This is a genomic window from Methylobacterium currus (assembly GCF_003058325.1).
In the GTDB taxonomy this organism is placed as follows: Bacteria; Pseudomonadota; Alphaproteobacteria; order Rhizobiales; family Beijerinckiaceae; genus Methylobacterium; species Methylobacterium currus.
In genome coordinates this window covers 1-15,000 of sequence record NZ_CP028843.1, presented here as the reverse complement: position 1 = coordinate 15,000, position 15,000 = coordinate 1, and the positions used below count along the sequence as shown (strand labels likewise).

The following is a 15,000-nucleotide window of genomic DNA, read 5'->3' as shown; positions in this document are numbered from 1 at the left end:
TCCCGCACCACACGGCCGCGGTCGCCGGGCTGGCCGCCGCCTTGCGCGTAGAAGACGGTCCGGTCGAGGACGAGACCGGTTTCGTCCGCCGTGACGATGCAGGCCTCGGCCTCGCGCAGATAGGCGTCGTCGCGGAAGAGGAGTTCGGTGGGCATGCGGGCCTTTCAGGCTCTGAGGCAGGGAGCGCGACACTGGCCCGCCGCCGCGCTGCCGTCGAGGTTGGCTGATCATTAACCATCTCGGTTAGCGAAGCCGCAGGAGATGGCGCCCTAGACTCTCTGCGAGTCCCGAGACCGAACCCGCGATGATCGCTACCCCGACCTTCCCGGACCTCTCGGCCCTCGTGGTCGACGAGAGCCTCTATATCCGCCGCATCGTGCGCGACATGCTGATGCGGGTCGGCATCAAGCGCCTGCTCGAGGCGCCCGACGGTGCGGAGGCGCTCGGCGTGCTCGCCGAGAGCAAGCCCGATCTCGTCGTTCTCGACTGGGACCTGGCGATCCTCTCGGGCGAGGAGTTCATCCGACTCGCGCGCACCCCCTTGACCTCGCCCGCCCCGACCGTGCCGATCATCCTGATGCTGGCCCAGCCGCGCCGGAACGTCGTCGACCGGGCGATCAATCTCGGCGTCAACGAGATCATCGCCAAGCCGTTCTCGCCCAAGACCCTGTGGTCCCGTCTCGACGAGGTGATCAACCGGCCGCGGCCGTTCTCGCAGGTCAAGAGCCTGCTGCGGCCGCAGCCGCGCCTCGCCGCCGCGGCCGCCGTCAAGGGCATGCTCTGACGCTGCCGGCGGGACGCCGCGATTTCATCCGCGAGTCTAAAGTCTTATCTCTCAAACGGTAATCCGGCTTTCGGCCGGCCGGACCTTTGTCCAGTATCCCGTTCCAAACCGGGCGCTTCGGCCGTCCGGAGGAACAGGGAGAGAAGCATGCTCACGCGCCTCGCCGCAATCGCCGCCGTTCTGGCGGCCATCTCCGGCCCGGCCGCCGCCCAGGACGTCGTGCGTCTCGGCAACCTGAAATTCGCCCATTACGGCGCGATCTCCTACATGAAGGAGATCGCCGCGAAATATAATCTCAAGATCGACGAGAAGCAGTTCGCCAAGGGTGCCGACATCTATCCGGCGATGGCCGTCGACCAGATCGACATCGCGGCGTCCGGCGCCGACGGTGCGGTGGCGGCCCGCGGCAACGGCGTGAAGCTCCTGGTGGTGGCGGGCTTCGCCAATGGCGGCGTGCGCATCCTCGGTCGGCCCGATCTCGGCGCCAAGACCCTGGCCGACGTGAAGGGCAAGAAGGTCGCGGTGGTCCGCGGCGGAACCCAGGACCTGATGCTGCTGGCCGAACTGGAGAAGAACGGCCTGACCTGGTCCGAGCGCCCGGGCAAGGACGTGCAGCTCGTCTATTTCAACAACTACGCCGACCTGAACCAGGCCCTGGCCCAGAAATACGTCGACGTGATCTGCCAGAGCGAGCCGCAATCGACGCAAGCCATTTCCAACGGCTGGGGCTACGAGATCGTGAAGCCCTACGACACGCCGGTCGGCGTGCCCTATCGTCCGCTCGTCATGACCGAGAAGATGTACACCGAGAAGCCCGAGGTCGCCGCCCGTGTGCTGAAGCTGTTCGTCGAGGCGACCAAGACCTTCATCGAGAAGCCGGATCTCGCCGAAAAGTACGTACGCGAGCAGGTCTTCAAGGGCCAGCTCAGCAGCAAGGACTTTCGCGATTCGATGGAGAACGCGGATTACACCTACGACATGCCGGCCGGCCATATGCAGGTCACGGCCGACCTGATGCACAAGTACGGGCTCGGCAAGATGGTCAACCCGCCGAAGAGCGACGCCGAGTGGGTCAAGCTCGACCTGCTCGAGAAGGCGAAGGCCGAGCTCGGCGCCAAGAGCGATGCCAAGCCGAACACGAAGACGAACTGAGCCTTCGCCGTGACCCGCCTCTCCGCCTTCCGCGGCGCGCTCCTGCCGGTCGGGCTCCTGATCCTGTGGGAGCTCGCCAGCCGGGCCGGCCTGTTCTCCGCCGTGGTGCTGCCGCCGCCGAGCGCGGTGGCGTCGCGCTGGTTCGCCAGCCTCGTCCCGGCCCTGCCCTATGACCCGGAGACGCAGAGCTACGCCGCCTGGCTCGTCTCGGGCGAGCTGCCGCACGACGCGGTGGCGAGCCTCGGCCGGGTGATAGCCGGCTTCGCGATAGGGGTCGGCCTGGCGCTCCCGGTCGGCCTGCTGATGGGAACGAGCGACCGGCTCTACGGCCTCGTCAATCCCTTGCTGCAGATCCTGCGGCCGATCCCGCCGATCGCCTATATCCCGCTCGCCATCGTGTGGTTCGGCCTCGGCAACCCGCCGGCCCTGTTCCTGATCGCCCTCGGCACCTTCTTCCCGGTCCTCGTCAACACGGTGGCGGGGGTGCGCCAGGTCGATTCGATCTACGTGCGCGCGGCGCGCAACCTCGGTGCGAGTTCCTGGACGATGTTCCGGCGGGTGATCCTGCCGGCGGCGAGCCCCTTCGTGCTCGCCGGGATGCGCATCGGCATCGGCACCGCCTTCATCGTGGTGATCGTCGCCGAGATGATCGCGGTCTCGGACGGGCTCGGCTACCGGATCCTGGAGGCGCGCGAATACATGTGGTCGGACAAGATCATCGGCGGCATGCTGACGATCGGCATCCTCGGCCTCGTGATCGACGGCGCGATGTCGCGCCTCAACGACCATCTGCTGCGCTGGCACCGCGGCCTGGAGCGCTGACCTCATGACCGCGACCGCAACGCTCCGCAAGCCCGAGCCCGCTGCCGCCGCGCCGGGCGCCGCCGAGATCGCGATCGACCGCGCCTCGAAAGTGTTCGGCACCGGCGAGGGCGCCGTGGTGGCGCTGGAGGATGTCACGGTTTCGATCCCGAGCGGGCAGTTCGTCTGCCTGCTCGGGCCGTCGGGCTGTGGCAAGTCCACCCTGCTCAACGCCATCGCGGGATTCTCGCCCCTCAGCCGGGGCGAGATCCGCATGAACGGGCGCCCGGTCGTCGATCCAGGGCCCGACCGGGGCATGGTCTTTCAGGAATACGCCCTGTTTCCCTGGATGACGGTGGAGCAGAACATCCGCTTCGGCCTCGACATCAAGGGTATGGCGCGGCCTGAGGCCGACGCGGTCGTCGCCCGCATCGCCGCGACACTCGGCCTGTCGGACTTCCTCGGCCGCTTCCCCAAGGAATTGTCCGGCGGCATGCGCCAGCGCGTCGCCATCGCCCGCATCCTGGCCCTCGACCCGCCGGTGATGCTGATGGACGAACCGTTCGGCGCCCTCGACGCGCTGACCCGGCGCACGCTCCAGGACGAGCTGCTGCGGATCTGGGCCGAGTATCGCAAGACGATCGTGTTCGTGACCCACTCGATCGAGGAGGCGATCTATCTCGCCGACCGCATCGTCGTGCTCACCTATCGCCCGGGCCGGATGAAGCGCGACCTGATCGTGCCGCTCGCCCGGCCTCGCGACACGGCGTCGGCCGAGTTCAACGCGCTGAAGCGCGAGCTCGCCGGGCTGGTGATGGAGGAGCAGCAGCGCTTCACCCAGGCCGAACTGCACGGCTCGGCGGTCGATTGACCGCCGTTCATCGCCCTCTGTCCGGATCGTCGCCGCGAGATGGCGGCCGACGCGGCACGATCGCTGCTTTGCGTTCCGCCCGGAGCCACGTAAGCTCCCCATCATGTGATGGACTTTTCGGCCCGCAAGGGCGCGGATGTGAAGGATATCGGCCCAGCCGATGAGGGATGAGACGGTCGTCTCCGTGCCGGCGCGCGCCGCGGAGTACGCCGAGACAGCGCGCGCGACCGCGCCCCCGCCCCGCCCGGCGGGGGATGATGTTTCACGCCGGGCGGAGCGGCGCGCCTATGCGGCGCTCGACCTCGGCACCAACAATTGCCGGCTCCTGATCGCCGAGCCGGCGCCCTACGGGTTCCGGGTGATCGACGCCTTCTCGCGCATCGTGCGCCTCGGAGAAGGCTTGGGCAGCACCGACCGCTTGAGCGACGACGCGATCGAGCGCACGGTCGACGCCCTGGCCGTCTGCCTCGGCAAGATGCGGTCCCGCGGGGTGGTGCGGGCGAAGTCGATCGCCACCGCGGCCTGCCGGCTCGCGGTGAACGGCCCGGCCTTCGTCGACCGGGTGCACCGCGAGGTCGGCCTCGACCTCGAGGTGGTGGACCGGCGCACCGAGGCCTATCTGGCGGTCACCGGCTGCGCGGCGCTCGCCGACCGGCATGCCGAATCGGTGGTGATCTTCGACATCGGCGGCGGCTCGACCGAGATCGTCTGGCTCGACGGCAGCGCCGCGCTCGCCCGCAGCGCCGACCCGACCTTGCGCATCCGCGCCTGGGATTCGCTCCCCGTGGGGGTCGTCACCCTGGCCGAGCGCTATGGCGGGGCCGACGTGACCCGCCCGGTCTTCGAGGGCATGGTCGAGGAGGTCGCGGACCGCCTGACCAAGTTCGCGCTGATCGCGGGCGCGGCGGCCCACGCGCCGAACTTCCACCTGCTCGGCACCTCCGGCACGGTGACGACGCTCGCCGCCACCCATCTGCGCCTGCCGCGCTACGACCGGCGGCGGATCGACGGGCTGTGGATGCGCGACCGCGAGGTCACCGACGCCATCGACGGCCTGCTCGCCACGCGGCTGTCGGACCGGGCGCAGAACCCCTGCATCGGCCGCGACCGGGCCGACCTGGTGCTCGCCGGCTGCGCCATCCTGGAGGCGATCCGCCGCGCCTTCCCGTCCGAGCGCCTGCGCATCGCCGATCGCGGCCTGCGCGAGGGCCTGCTCATGAACATGATGCGCGAGGATGGGGTCTGGCGCCGGGGCGTGCGGCCGGGTTGAGATCCGGTCTCCGGGCTTGCGCGCGGGAGGCCTCGAGCGGCAGGCTTGCGCGAGAGAGCTGTGCAAGAGCCGGGCTTGCGCGGTGCGCTCAAGAATCGGGCTCGCGCCCGGTGTCTTCAAGAAGCGGGCTCGCGCCCGGTGTCTTCAAGAAGCGGGCTTGCGCCCGGTGTCTTCAAGAAGCGGGCTTGCGCCCGCATGCCCGGGGCGTCATCTGCCTTGAACGGTTTTTCGATCATCGAAGGTCAAGGCATATGAGCGATCGTCGCGGCGGCGGCGTCCGGGGCGACCTGAAGCAGCGGGTGAAGACCGCGCGCGGGCGCACGGTCTCCTCCAAGATCTGGCTGGAACGCCAGCTCAACGACCCCTACGTGGCCCGCGCCAAGCGCGAGGGCTACCGCTCCCGGGCCGCCTTCAAGCTCATGGAGATCGACGACCGCTTCCGGCTGCTGCGGCCGGGCCAGCGGGTGGTCGATCTCGGCGCTGCCCCCGGCGGCTGGTCTCAGGTGGCCGCTGCCAAGGTCGGCAGCCATCCGGGCGCAGCCTCGCCCCGGGGCCGGGTGGTCGGCATCGACCTGCTCGAGATCGAGCCGATGCCGGGCGTCGACTTCGTCACCCTCGACTTCCTCGATCCGACCGCGCCCGGTCTCCTGACCGAGATGCTGGGCGGGCCGGCGGATGTCGTGATGTCGGACATGGCCGCCAACGCCACCGGCCACAGGAAGACCGACCACCTGCGCATCATGGGGCTCGCCGAGACGGCCCTCGCCTTCGCCCGCGAGATCCTGGCGCCGGGCGGCACCTATCTCGCCAAGGTGCTGCAGGGCGGCACCGAGGCCGGCCTGCTCACCGACCTGAAGCGCGACTTTTCCGCCGTGCGCCACGTCAAGCCGGCGGCGAGCCGGGCGGATTCGAGCGAGCTCTACGTGCTGGCGACGGGCTATCGCGGGGCCGAAGCGACGGATGGCCCGTATCGCGAGAGCGATGACGGTGATGAGGAGGACGAGGCGGGCTGGCGGCCGTGACGCCGGCGGCGGCGCTCGCCCGGGCCCGGGCGCTCCTCCTGGCGGAAGGGTTCGTCGAGGTCGGCCGCGGCACCCGCGGCGAAAGCTTTTACTTCGGCCTGCCCGCAGCCGCCGGGCAGCTGCGGGTCGCCAATCATGCCCGCACGCCGCGTCAGCGGCTCAAGCATCCGGAGGTGGTCGCGAGCCTCGTCGTCGCGGGGCCCTTATCCGAGGCGGCGCTTCGAGAGCGCCTGGGCGCGACCCTGCGGGATTTTCGGATGCGACAGGGAATGGCCGACGGTGTCGATCGGGCCAACCCGGCGACTTCGAGGTAAGCGCGCATCTCCTCTCCCCATCGGGAGAAGACCTCTGCCCCCGATCGGCCTGACTCCGTAAGGCGGCGGCTCCCGACTGTCTTCAGCCCGTCGCCCGATCACGCTGATCGGGACCGGACCCCGGTCACCTCCGGCGCAAGCGGTGCGTGGTCACCCGCGACGGCCTTCCGCAGCCAGAGGACGTCGCGGCCGTCATGGTCGTGATCGTCATGGTCGTGATCGTCATGGGCGCGGCCCGGCCACCACCCCGTCGTCGTGCAGGCGTGCCACCTCCGTGTTGCTGTAGCCGATCTCGGCCAGGATCTCGTCGGTGTTCTCCCCCAGGCTCGGCGCGCGCGCCGGAGGGACGCGCTCCACGTCCGAGAAGGCGATGGGGTTGCCGGGTGTCAGGTACGTGCCGATCCCCGGGTGCTCCACGCGAGAGAACATCGGGTTGTCGGTCGAGCAGTCCGGATCCTCCTCGATGACCTGACGGAAGGAGCGATAGCGGGACCAGGTGACGCTCCTGGCCTGGAAGTCACCCGCGAACTCGTCCAGCCGCCGGCTCGCGAAGAAAGGGGCCAGCACCGCCGTGATGCTGTGCCGGTGGAGGTAGCGTTCGCCTTCGTGCCGCAGGTCGGCGCCCAGCCGCGCGGCGAGCGCGTCCATCTCGGCCCTGGTGCCGGTCGCCGCCTGCAGGTTGTCCCACTGCCGCTGTGTCAGGGCTACCACGATCACCCGCTCGCCGTCGCGGCAGGTGAAATCCTGGGCGTAGGCGCCGAAGAGCGCATTGCCGACCTTGGGACGATCGACGCCGTTCACCGTCACCTCGCCGATGATGCCGAGGTTGCCCAGCATCGCCAGCGCCGTGTCCTTGAGCGCGAGCTCGACCACCTGGCCGCGGCCGGTGAGCCGGCGGTGGCGTTCGGCCGCCAGGATGCCGAGGGCCGCCTGCTGGCCGGTGATGCAGTCCCAGGCCGGCAGCACGTGCCCGACCGGCTCGGACGAACCCTCCGGTCCGGTGGCGCCGGGAAATCCCACCGCGGGGTTGACGGTGTAGTCCACCTGCGGCCCCCCATGGCGGTCGCCGGTGACCGACATCATGATCAGGTCCTCGCGGTGCTTCCGGAGCGCGTCGTAATCCATCCAGCCGCGCACGCGCAGGTTGGTGAGGAAGATGCCGTTGCCCTCGCCGGGCTGGCAGATGAGGCGGGTCACCACCTCCTGGCCGCGGGGCGTCGCCATGTCGACCGCGAGGCTGCGCTTGCCCTTGTTCAGCCCGGCCCAGAACAGGCTGCGGCCCTGGTCGGTCACCGGCCAGCGCGCATGGTCGAGCCCGCCGCGGATGCGATCGAAGCGGATCACGTCCGCGCCCATCTGCGCGAGCGTCATGCCGGCCAGGGGAGCCGCGACGAAGGCCGACCCCTCGACGATGCGCAGCCCCTCCAAGATCTTGACCATGCCGTCCTCCCCGCGCCTTGCCGCTTCGAGCGATGCGGCTTCGACCGCGTCCGCCGCCCGAGCTTACGAGAGCCGATGCCGGGGTAAAGACCAGGGATCGTCGCCCGACCGAGCGCGGGGCCGGTACGGGGGTGCGTTGTCACGCGGGACCTTCGGTGTCCCACCCGCCTGCCGCACCGGAGAGGGACCCGCGATTTCCTCGATGACCGGATCGACGATGGGGGCCCGCTCACCCCGCCCGCTTCGCCGCATCCGCCAGAAACTCCGCCACCGCCTCGACGAAGGGCTGCCCATAGGCGTCGCGCTTGCGCTCGCCGACGCCGTGGACCGAGCGCAGGGCCCAGAGGTCGACGGGCTTGGAGCGGGCCATCTCGATCAGGGTGCGGTCGGGGAAGATCATGTAGGCGGCCACGCCCTCCTGGCGGGCGAGCGTCGCGCGCAGGCCCCGAAGATGCTGGAACAGCGCTTCGTCGGCCTCCGACAGGCCCAGCGTGTCGTCGCGGTCGGAAGCCGCCCCGCGGCGGCGCTCCTTCGGGGCCTTCGGCTCGGGGTCGGGGCGGAGCTGCACCGGCTCGCGGCCGAACAGGATCGCCTCGCCCTTGTCGGTCAGCGACAGGCCGCCATAGCCGTCGCCGTTCTCCGCGACCGCGCCGGCCGCGAAGAGCTGGCGCAGGATCGCCCGCCAGGCCGCCACCGGCTTGTCGGAGCCGACCCCGAAGGTCTTGAGCTGGGTGTGCCCGTTGCGGCGGATCTGCTCGCTCTCCTTGCCGTGGACGAGGTCGCAGATATAGGCCGCGCCGAAGCGCTGGCCGGTCCGCACCACCGCCGACAGCACCTTCTGGGCCGCCACCGTGCCGTCGACGAGCGAGACGCCGCCGCGGCACAGGTCGCAGCGGCCGCAAGGCTGGCTCTGCTCGCCGAAATAGCCGAGCAGCGACTGCCGCCGGCAGGTCGCGCCTTCGCAGAGCGCGATCATCGCCTCGAGCTTGCGGCGCTCGACCCGGCGGCGGTCGTCCGGCACCTCCTTCTCGTCGATCTGGCGCCGGCGCAACGCCATGTCGTCGAGGCCGTAGAGGGTCAGGGTGTCGGCCGGCAGCCCGTCGCGGCCGGCGCGGCCGATCTCCTGGTAGTAGCTCTCGATCGTCGAGGGCATGTCGGCGTGGCAGACGTAGCGCACGTCCGGCTTGTTGATGCCCATGCCGAAGGCGATGGTCGCCACCACCACGACGCCGTCCTCCTGCAGGAAGGTGTCCTGGTTGCGCATCCGGACATTCTGGTCGAGGCCGGCATGGTATGCGAGGGCGTTGAAGCCGTCCTGTTGCAGGATCTCGGCAATCTGCTCGGTGCGCTTTCGCGAGGAGCAGTAGATGATGCCGCTCTCGGCCTTGCGCGGGCGCAGGAAGCGGGAGAGCTGGCGCGTCGGGTGCTCCTTCGGCGCGAAGGTCAGGCAGATGTTCGGCCGGTCGAAGGAGTGGACGAACAGCTCCGGCTTGCGCCCGCGGGGAAACAGCCGCTCGGAGATGTCGGCCCGGGTCGCGGCATCCGCCGTGGCGGTGAGCGCCACGGTCTGCACGTTGCCCAACGCCTCGCGCGCGCGCGCGAGGTCGCGGTATTCGGGCCGGAAGTCGTGCCCCCATTGCGAGACGCAATGCGCCTCGTCGACGGCGAGCCGGCGCACCCCGGCCCCCTGCAAGGCCTCGATCAGCCCGTCCATCAACAGACGCTCGGGCGAGACGAAGAGCAGGCGCAAAGACCCGGAGCGGATGCCGCGCCAGGTCTCGCGGGCGCTCGATTCGGACACCGTCGAATTGAGGGTGCCGGCCGCGATGCCGAAACCTTCCATCTGCTTCACCTGATCGTGCATCAGCGCGATCAGCGGCGAGACCACGACGGTGAGCGACTGCTCCACCAGGGCGGGGAGCTGGTAGGTCATCGACTTGCCCGAGCCCGTCGGCATCACCGCGAAGACGTCGCGCCCGTCGAGCACGGCGCCGATCACCTCGGCCTGGCCGGGACGGAAATCCTCGTAGCCGAAGGTTTTTCTGAGGGCGGCGCGGGCCTCGTCGAGGCGGTCTGTCATGGTGTTCGATCGCTCCGCGCGGCCTTGCGACGGAGCGCGAGGCGTGTAGACATATTGGCGACGGTGTCTACACAGGATCGCGTCCCATGTCGCTCAACATCCGCAGCCAGGAGGTGAATCGGCTGGCTGACAAATTGGCGACGATGGCGGGCGTGAGCAAGACGGAAGCCGTCCGCATGGCCCTGGCCGCCGAGATCGCCCGCCGCGAGGAATCCGTCCCGCTCGTCGAGCGCATCAAGCCGATCCAGGATTATATCGCGTCGTTCCCGCGCACGGGTCTGAAGGCGGACAAGGCCTTCTTCGATGACCTGAACGGCGAACCCTGATGTTCGTCGACGCGTCGGCTATCGTCGCGATCCTGCTCAAGGAAACCCGGGCGACCGATCTGACCAACCAGATCGACGAGGCGCCGGATCCGGTCACCTCGACGCTCGCGCTCTTCGAGGCCGTGACGGCGATCAGCCGCGAGACTGGCTTGTCCGTCGAGGATGCCGAGCGGCAGGTGAGGGGATTCATGGCGATCAGCCGCATCGGGCTCGTTCCCGTGGCGGAGGCCGAGGTGGCGGGCGCTCTCGTGGCCTATGCCCGCTATGGGAAGGGGCGCGGGCATCCCGCACGGCTCAACCTCGGCGACTGCTTCGCCTATGCGTGCGCGGCCGTCCGTGGCCTGCCGCTGCTGTTCGTCGGCAACGATTTCAGCCGCACGACGCTGCCGCCGACGCTCTGATCGTTCAAGCCCGCACGCTGCCATCCGCTACCTGCACCACGTCCGCCCGCCCGCCCAGCTCGCCGAACAGGACCGGATCGGCCCCGGTCATCCAGACCTGGCCCGGCAAGGCTTCCAGCGCGTCGAACAGCCCGGCGCGGCGGCGGGGATCGAGATGGGCTGCGACCTCGTCGAGGAGGACGAGGGGAGCGAGCCCGCTCATCCCGGTGACGAGGCGGGCATGGGCCAGCACCAGGCCGATCAGCAGCGCCTTCTGCTCGCCGGTCGAGGCGGTGGCGGCGGGCACGTCCTTGGGGCCGTGGCGCACCACGAGATCGGAGGCCTGCGGGCCGGCCAGAGTCCGGCCGGCGGCGCGGTCGCGAAAGCGGTTCTGGCGCAGGGTGGCGCGGTAGCGGTCCTCGGCGTCGACCGCCGGCCAGACCGCCACGAGGTCGTCGATGTCGCCCTCCAGCCGCACCCCGGCCCAGGGGAAGGGCGAGGCCTCGTCGCGGGTCGACAGGATCAGGCTGTCGAGGCGCTCCACGGTCTCCCGCCGGGCGAGCGCCACCGCGACGGCGAGTTCGGCCACCTCGCGCTCGACGGCGTCGAGCCAGGGGCCGTCGTCGGGCCGTTCCTCCAGCAGGCGGTTGCGCGAGCGCAAGGCCCGCTCCATCGCGCTCACCCGCGCGCCGTGGCCGGCATCGACGGCCAGCACCAGCCGGTCGAGGAAGCGGCGGCGGTCGCCGGCGGGGCCGCGGAACAGCGCGTCGAGGTCGGGAGTGAGCCAGACCACCCGCACCTGCTCGGCGAAGGCGGTGGGCGAGGGCGCGGTGGCCCCGTCGATGCGGCAGAGCCGGCCGCCGCGCTCGTCGCGCGCCCGCGGCGGCTCCCAGGCGGTGCCGATGCGGTGGTCGCCGCTCGGGCCCTCCAGCGTCAGGGAGACCGCGAAGCCGCCGGCCCCGCCTTCGCGCGCCATCCCGGAAAAGTCCGCCCGGCGCAGGCCCCGGCCGGGGGCGAACAGCGACAGGGCCTCCAGGATGTTGGTCTTGCCGGCCCCGTTCTCGCCCACCAGCGCGACGAAGCGACGGCCGACCGCGAGGTCGAGGTCGGCATGGTTGCGGAAGTCGCGGGCAATCAGGCGTGTGACACGCAAGGCGGTGGGCTCGGTCATGCCCGGGCCATATCACAGGTCGTCGTCGTGGCCCGCGATATCGCGTGAGCCGTGGATGATCCGATCGATCATCACGATCCCAGCCTGGACGCGGTACAGGATCAGGTCGTTGCCCGCGATCAGCATACGCACATCGAGTCCGGTATCGCGAGCAGGTTTGCCGCGGAAGGGGTGGAGCGCGAGCCTGAGGCGGCGTTCCTTCGGTGCGGCGACAAATCGTCGAGCCCGAGCAGGGCTATCGGTCGCAATGTAGTCGCCGATATCTCTGAGGTTCTGGGCCGCGGGCGCGGAGATGACGACGCGCTTCACGCGTCGCTGTCCGGGGTCCTGTAGCGTTCTTCCACCTCGCCGAATACGATCTCGGCCGGCTGATAGTTGCCGCCCTCCACGCCTTCGCGCCACGACTGCCGGAGACGCGCAGTCCGGGCCTCCCGGCTGCTCAGCAAGCGAAGGGCCGCTTCCACGACCTCGCTCTCTGGACCGTACCGGCCGGTTCCAACGAGAGCATTGAGAAGGGGCGCGGAACGACAATCGAGAAGATTTCGACAGACGACGAATGTGCGCGCGACTCTCGCCGCGCGCAATCCCGCCCTCACACCCGCATCGGCATCAGCACGTAGAGCGCAGGCGCCCCTTCGCGGTCCTGGATCACCGTCGGCGAGCCGGGATCGGCGAGGCGGAAGAGCGCGGTGTCGCCGTCGAGCTGGGCCGTGATGTCGAGGAGGTAGCGGGCATTGAAGCCGATATCGAGCGGTCCGGATTCGTAATCGACGTCCAGCTCCTCGGTCGCCGAGCCCGAATCCGGGTTGTTGACCGAGAGCGACAGGCGCCCATCGGTCATGGCGAGCTTCACCGCCCGGCCGCGCTCGGAGGAGATGGTCGAGACGCGGTCGACCGCCTTGGCGAACTGGTCGCGCTCCACCGTCAGGCGCTTGTCGTTGCCGGTCGGGATGACGCGCTGGTAATCCGGGAAGGTGCCGTCGATGAGCTTCGAGATCAGGGTGACGCCCGACGAGAAGCTGAACCGCACCTTGGCCGACGAGATCTCGACGCCGACGGTCTCGCCGCCATCCTCGACGAGCTTCTGGATCTCGGCCACGGCCTTGCGCGGCACGATGATGCCCGGCATGCCGCCGCTGCCCTCCGGCGCCTCCATCTGGACGCGGGCGAGGCGGTGTCCGTCGGTGGCGACGGCCCGCAGCTTGAGCGAGCCCTCGGCCTCGATGGTGTGGAAGAAGATGCCGTTGAGGTAGTAGCGCGTCTCCTCGGTGGAGATCGCGAACTGGGTCTTGTCGATGAGGCGCTTGAGGTCGACGGCCGGCAGCTCGAAGCGGTGCGGCAGCTCGCCGGCGGCGAGGTCGGGGAAGTCGGCCTCCGGCAGGGCGCCGAGGGTGAAGCGCGAGCGGCCGGAGCGGATCAGCATCTGGCCGGTCTCGCCGCTGGTCTCGAGCGAGACCTGGGCGCCGTCGGGCAATTTCCGGACGATGTCGTAGATGACGTGGGCCGGCACCGTGATGGCGCCGCCATCGACCACGTCGGCGGGAATCGTCTCGGTCACCTCGATGTCGAGGTCGGTGGCCTTGAGCTGGAGGCCGTCCGGCCCGGAGCGCAGCAGCACGTTCGACAGGATCGGGATCGTGTTGCGCCGCTCCACGACGCGGTGCACGTGGCCGAGCGACCGAAGGAGGGCCGCGCGCTCGACGGTGACTTTCATCAGGGTGATCCGTGTCTCGTACGACCGACCGAGCAAGGCCGGCAAAAGCAACCGTGGCCCCGTGCACGCACGGGAGCGGAACTTTGGCGAAGGCGCACACCGAAGGCAAGCCGGCGGCGGATGGCGCGGTCGCGCACCCCTCCGCCGCCTGTGCAAGACGTGTGGGCGATCAGTCCTGGAGCATGCGCTTCAGGAGCTCGACCTCGTCGCAGAGCGCCGTATCCTCGCCGATCGCCTTCTCGATCTTGCGCACCGCGTGCAGCACCGTGGTGTGATCGCGCCCGCCGAAGCGCCGGCCGATCTCCGGCAGGGAGCGCAGCGTCAGCACCTTGGAGAGGTACATGGCGATCTGGCGCGGCTTGACCACCGCGGCGGTGCGGCGCTCGGAGAGGATGTCGGAGCGCGAGACGTTGTAGCGGCTCGCCACCAGCTTCTGGATGTCCTCGATCTTGACCCGCTTCGGCTCGCGGTTCTTCACGAGGTCGCGGATCGCCGTCTCGGCGGTGTCGAGGGTGACGGGGGCGCCGGTGAGCGTGGCGTGAGCCAGGAGCCGGTTGACCGCGCCTTCGAGGTCGCGGCCATTGGCGGTGATCGCCTTGGCGACGTACTCGGCGACCGCCGGTCCGACCTCGAAGGCCGGATGCGAGGCCCGCACGGCTTCCAGCCGCGATTGCAGGATCGAGGCGCGCAGGGCCTCGTCGAGCGTGCCGATCTCGACCACCAGGCCGCCGGCGAGGCGCGAGCGCACCCGCTCGTCGAGGGCTTCGAGCTCCGTCGGCGGCCGGTCGGCCGCCACCACCACCTGGCGCCCGGCATCGATGAGCGCGTTGAGGGTGTGGCCGAACTCGGCCTGGATCGAGCGGCCCTGGATGAACTGCACGTCGTCGAGGATCAGGACGTCGATCGCCCGCAGCTTCTCCTTGAAGGCCAGCGCGCTCTGGGTCTTCAGCGCGTTGACGAAGCCGTACATGAAGCGGTCGGCGGTGAGATAGATCACCCGACGTCCGGCATGCTTCACCGCGTGGCCGATGCCGTGCAGCAGGTGCGTCTTCCCTAAGCCCACGCCGGCATGGAAGTAGAGCGGGTTGTAGAGCGCCGGCCCGCCATCGTGCCGGGCGACCCGCTCGGCGGCGGCATGCGCGAGCGCGTTCGAGCGGCCGACCACGAAGCTCTCGAAGGTCAGGCGCGCGTCGAGGGGGGCGCCGCCCAGATCGCCTTCCGGCGCAGACCCACGGGCGGTGCGCTCGGGCTCGGGCGCCTCGGCGGCCGGGCTCGGGCTCGACACCGGGCGCGGGCTCGGCGCAGGCTTCGCCGCCGCGGCGGCTCCGGGGCGGGCCGGCGCCATCGCGCCGCGCACCCCGACCTCCAGGCTCTCGATGCCGTCGGCCTCGCTGCGGAAGGTGGCGAGCACCCGGTCGATGTAGTGCGATTCGATCCAGCTCTTCAGGAACCGGGTCGGCACCGTCAGGCGGGCGACGCCGCCGGAGACCTCCTGCAACTCGAGCCGGGCGAACCAGCTCGCGAACACGTCCTCGCCGAGTTCCGCCCGCAGGCGGCGCTTCACCCGTTGCCAGGCGCCCGCGATCTCGGCTCCTGCGATCTCGCCGCGGCCGTCGTCGCCGTTGCCGCCACGGCCGGAGCCGACCCCTTCCGCCAAGCTGCCGTCCACACGCAT

The 15,000-nt window shown here is 70.1% G+C and carries 17 protein-coding genes (1 of these 17 only partly in view); 9 read left to right on the top strand and 8 right to left on the bottom strand.

Annotation, left to right across the window (positions count from 1 at the left end):
* Positions 1-155, bottom strand: the 5' end (the start) of a protein-coding gene (locus DA075_RS00085; RefSeq protein WP_099951463.1) for an alanyl-tRNA editing protein. It extends 556 nt beyond the left edge of the window; the window shows 155 of its 711 coding nt (coding positions 1-155); its start codon is at positions 153-155; its stop codon lies off the left edge, out of view.
* Between the two features lie 149 nt (positions 156-304).
* Between DA075_RS00085 and DA075_RS00080 the strand changes: the two genes are divergently transcribed.
* The 7 genes from DA075_RS00080 (at position 305) to DA075_RS00050 (ending at position 6,214) form a co-directional block, all read left to right on the top strand.
* A complete protein-coding gene (locus DA075_RS00080; RefSeq protein ID WP_099951462.1) occupies positions 305-784 on the top strand; it encodes a response regulator in 480 nt (159 codons plus the stop codon).
* Positions 785-931: 147 nt separating this feature from the next.
* A complete protein-coding gene (locus DA075_RS00075) occupies positions 932-1,936 on the top strand; it encodes an ABC transporter substrate-binding protein (protein WP_099951461.1) in 1,005 nt (334 codons plus the stop codon).
* Positions 1,937-1,945: 9 nt separating this feature from the next.
* Positions 1,946-2,758 (top strand): ABC transporter permease, encoded by an 813-nt coding sequence (locus DA075_RS00070; protein ID WP_099951460.1) that lies wholly within the window; start codon positions 1,946-1,948, stop codon positions 2,756-2,758.
* Between the two features lie 4 nt (positions 2,759-2,762).
* Positions 2,763-3,608, top strand: a complete 846-nt coding sequence (locus DA075_RS00065; RefSeq protein ID WP_099951459.1) for an ABC transporter ATP-binding protein — start codon at positions 2,763-2,765, stop codon at positions 3,606-3,608.
* A 160-nt stretch (positions 3,609-3,768) separates the two neighbouring features.
* Positions 3,769-4,878 carry a Ppx/GppA phosphatase family protein gene (locus tag DA075_RS00060; RefSeq protein ID WP_099951458.1) on the top strand — a complete coding sequence of 370 codons (1,110 nt, stop codon included), beginning with the start codon at positions 3,769-3,771 and terminating at the stop codon, positions 4,876-4,878.
* A gap of 251 nt (positions 4,879-5,129) precedes the next feature.
* Positions 5,130-5,900, top strand: a complete 771-nt coding sequence (locus DA075_RS00055; protein ID WP_099951457.1) for an RlmE family RNA methyltransferase — start codon at positions 5,130-5,132, stop codon at positions 5,898-5,900.
* A complete protein-coding gene (locus DA075_RS00050) occupies positions 5,897-6,214 on the top strand; it encodes a hypothetical protein (RefSeq protein WP_232387100.1) in 318 nt (105 codons plus the stop codon). The genes DA075_RS00055 and DA075_RS00050 overlap by 4 nt, the downstream gene beginning before the upstream one ends.
* Before the next feature lie 222 nt (positions 6,215-6,436).
* Here the strand turns inward: DA075_RS00050 and DA075_RS00045 are convergent, their stop codons facing one another.
* Positions 6,437-7,654 carry a CoA transferase gene (locus DA075_RS00045; RefSeq protein WP_099951455.1) on the bottom strand — a complete coding sequence of 406 codons (1,218 nt, stop codon included), beginning with the start codon at positions 7,652-7,654 and terminating at the stop codon, positions 6,437-6,439.
* Positions 7,655-7,883: 229 nt separating this feature from the next.
* Entirely contained in the window at positions 7,884-9,734 is a 1,851-nt protein-coding gene (gene recQ / locus DA075_RS00040; RefSeq protein WP_099951454.1) for a DNA helicase RecQ, read from the bottom strand.
* 86 nt (positions 9,735-9,820) lie between these two features.
* On the opposite strand from recQ, the gene DA075_RS00035 reads away from it, so the two are divergent.
* Positions 9,821-10,060, top strand: a complete 240-nt coding sequence (locus DA075_RS00035) for a type II toxin-antitoxin system VapB family antitoxin (protein WP_099951453.1) — start codon at positions 9,821-9,823, stop codon at positions 10,058-10,060.
* Positions 10,060-10,461: a type II toxin-antitoxin system VapC family toxin gene (locus DA075_RS00030; RefSeq protein ID WP_099951452.1), complete on the top strand. Its 402-nt coding sequence runs from the start codon at positions 10,060-10,062 to the stop codon at positions 10,459-10,461. Before DA075_RS00035 ends, DA075_RS00030 begins: the two co-directional genes overlap by 1 nt.
* A gap of 4 nt (positions 10,462-10,465) precedes the next feature.
* On the opposite strand, the gene recF is transcribed toward DA075_RS00030, so the two are convergent.
* The 5 genes from recF to dnaA form a co-directional block, all read right to left on the bottom strand.
* The gene (gene recF / locus DA075_RS00025; RefSeq protein ID WP_099951451.1) at positions 10,466-11,611 is read right to left on the bottom strand and encodes a DNA replication/repair protein RecF; all 1,146 of its coding nucleotides are present in this window, start codon (positions 11,609-11,611) and stop codon (positions 10,466-10,468) included.
* Positions 11,612-11,623: 12 nt separating this feature from the next.
* Positions 11,624-11,920, bottom strand: a complete 297-nt coding sequence (locus DA075_RS00020) for a type II toxin-antitoxin system RelE/ParE family toxin (RefSeq protein ID WP_164712174.1) — start codon at positions 11,918-11,920, stop codon at positions 11,624-11,626.
* On the bottom strand, positions 11,917-12,207 hold the full coding sequence (locus DA075_RS38065) for a ribbon-helix-helix domain-containing protein (RefSeq protein ID WP_099951449.1): 291 nt from the start codon (positions 12,205-12,207) through the stop codon (positions 11,917-11,919). Before DA075_RS38065 ends, DA075_RS00020 begins: the two co-directional genes overlap by 4 nt.
* Positions 12,204-13,325, bottom strand: a complete 1,122-nt coding sequence (dnaN, locus tag DA075_RS00010) for a DNA polymerase III subunit beta (protein ID WP_093570941.1) — start codon at positions 13,323-13,325, stop codon at positions 12,204-12,206. Before dnaN ends, DA075_RS38065 begins: the two co-directional genes overlap by 4 nt.
* A gap of 169 nt (positions 13,326-13,494) precedes the next feature.
* A complete protein-coding gene (gene dnaA, locus DA075_RS00005) occupies positions 13,495-15,000 on the bottom strand; it encodes a chromosomal replication initiator protein DnaA (protein WP_099951448.1) in 1,506 nt (501 codons plus the stop codon).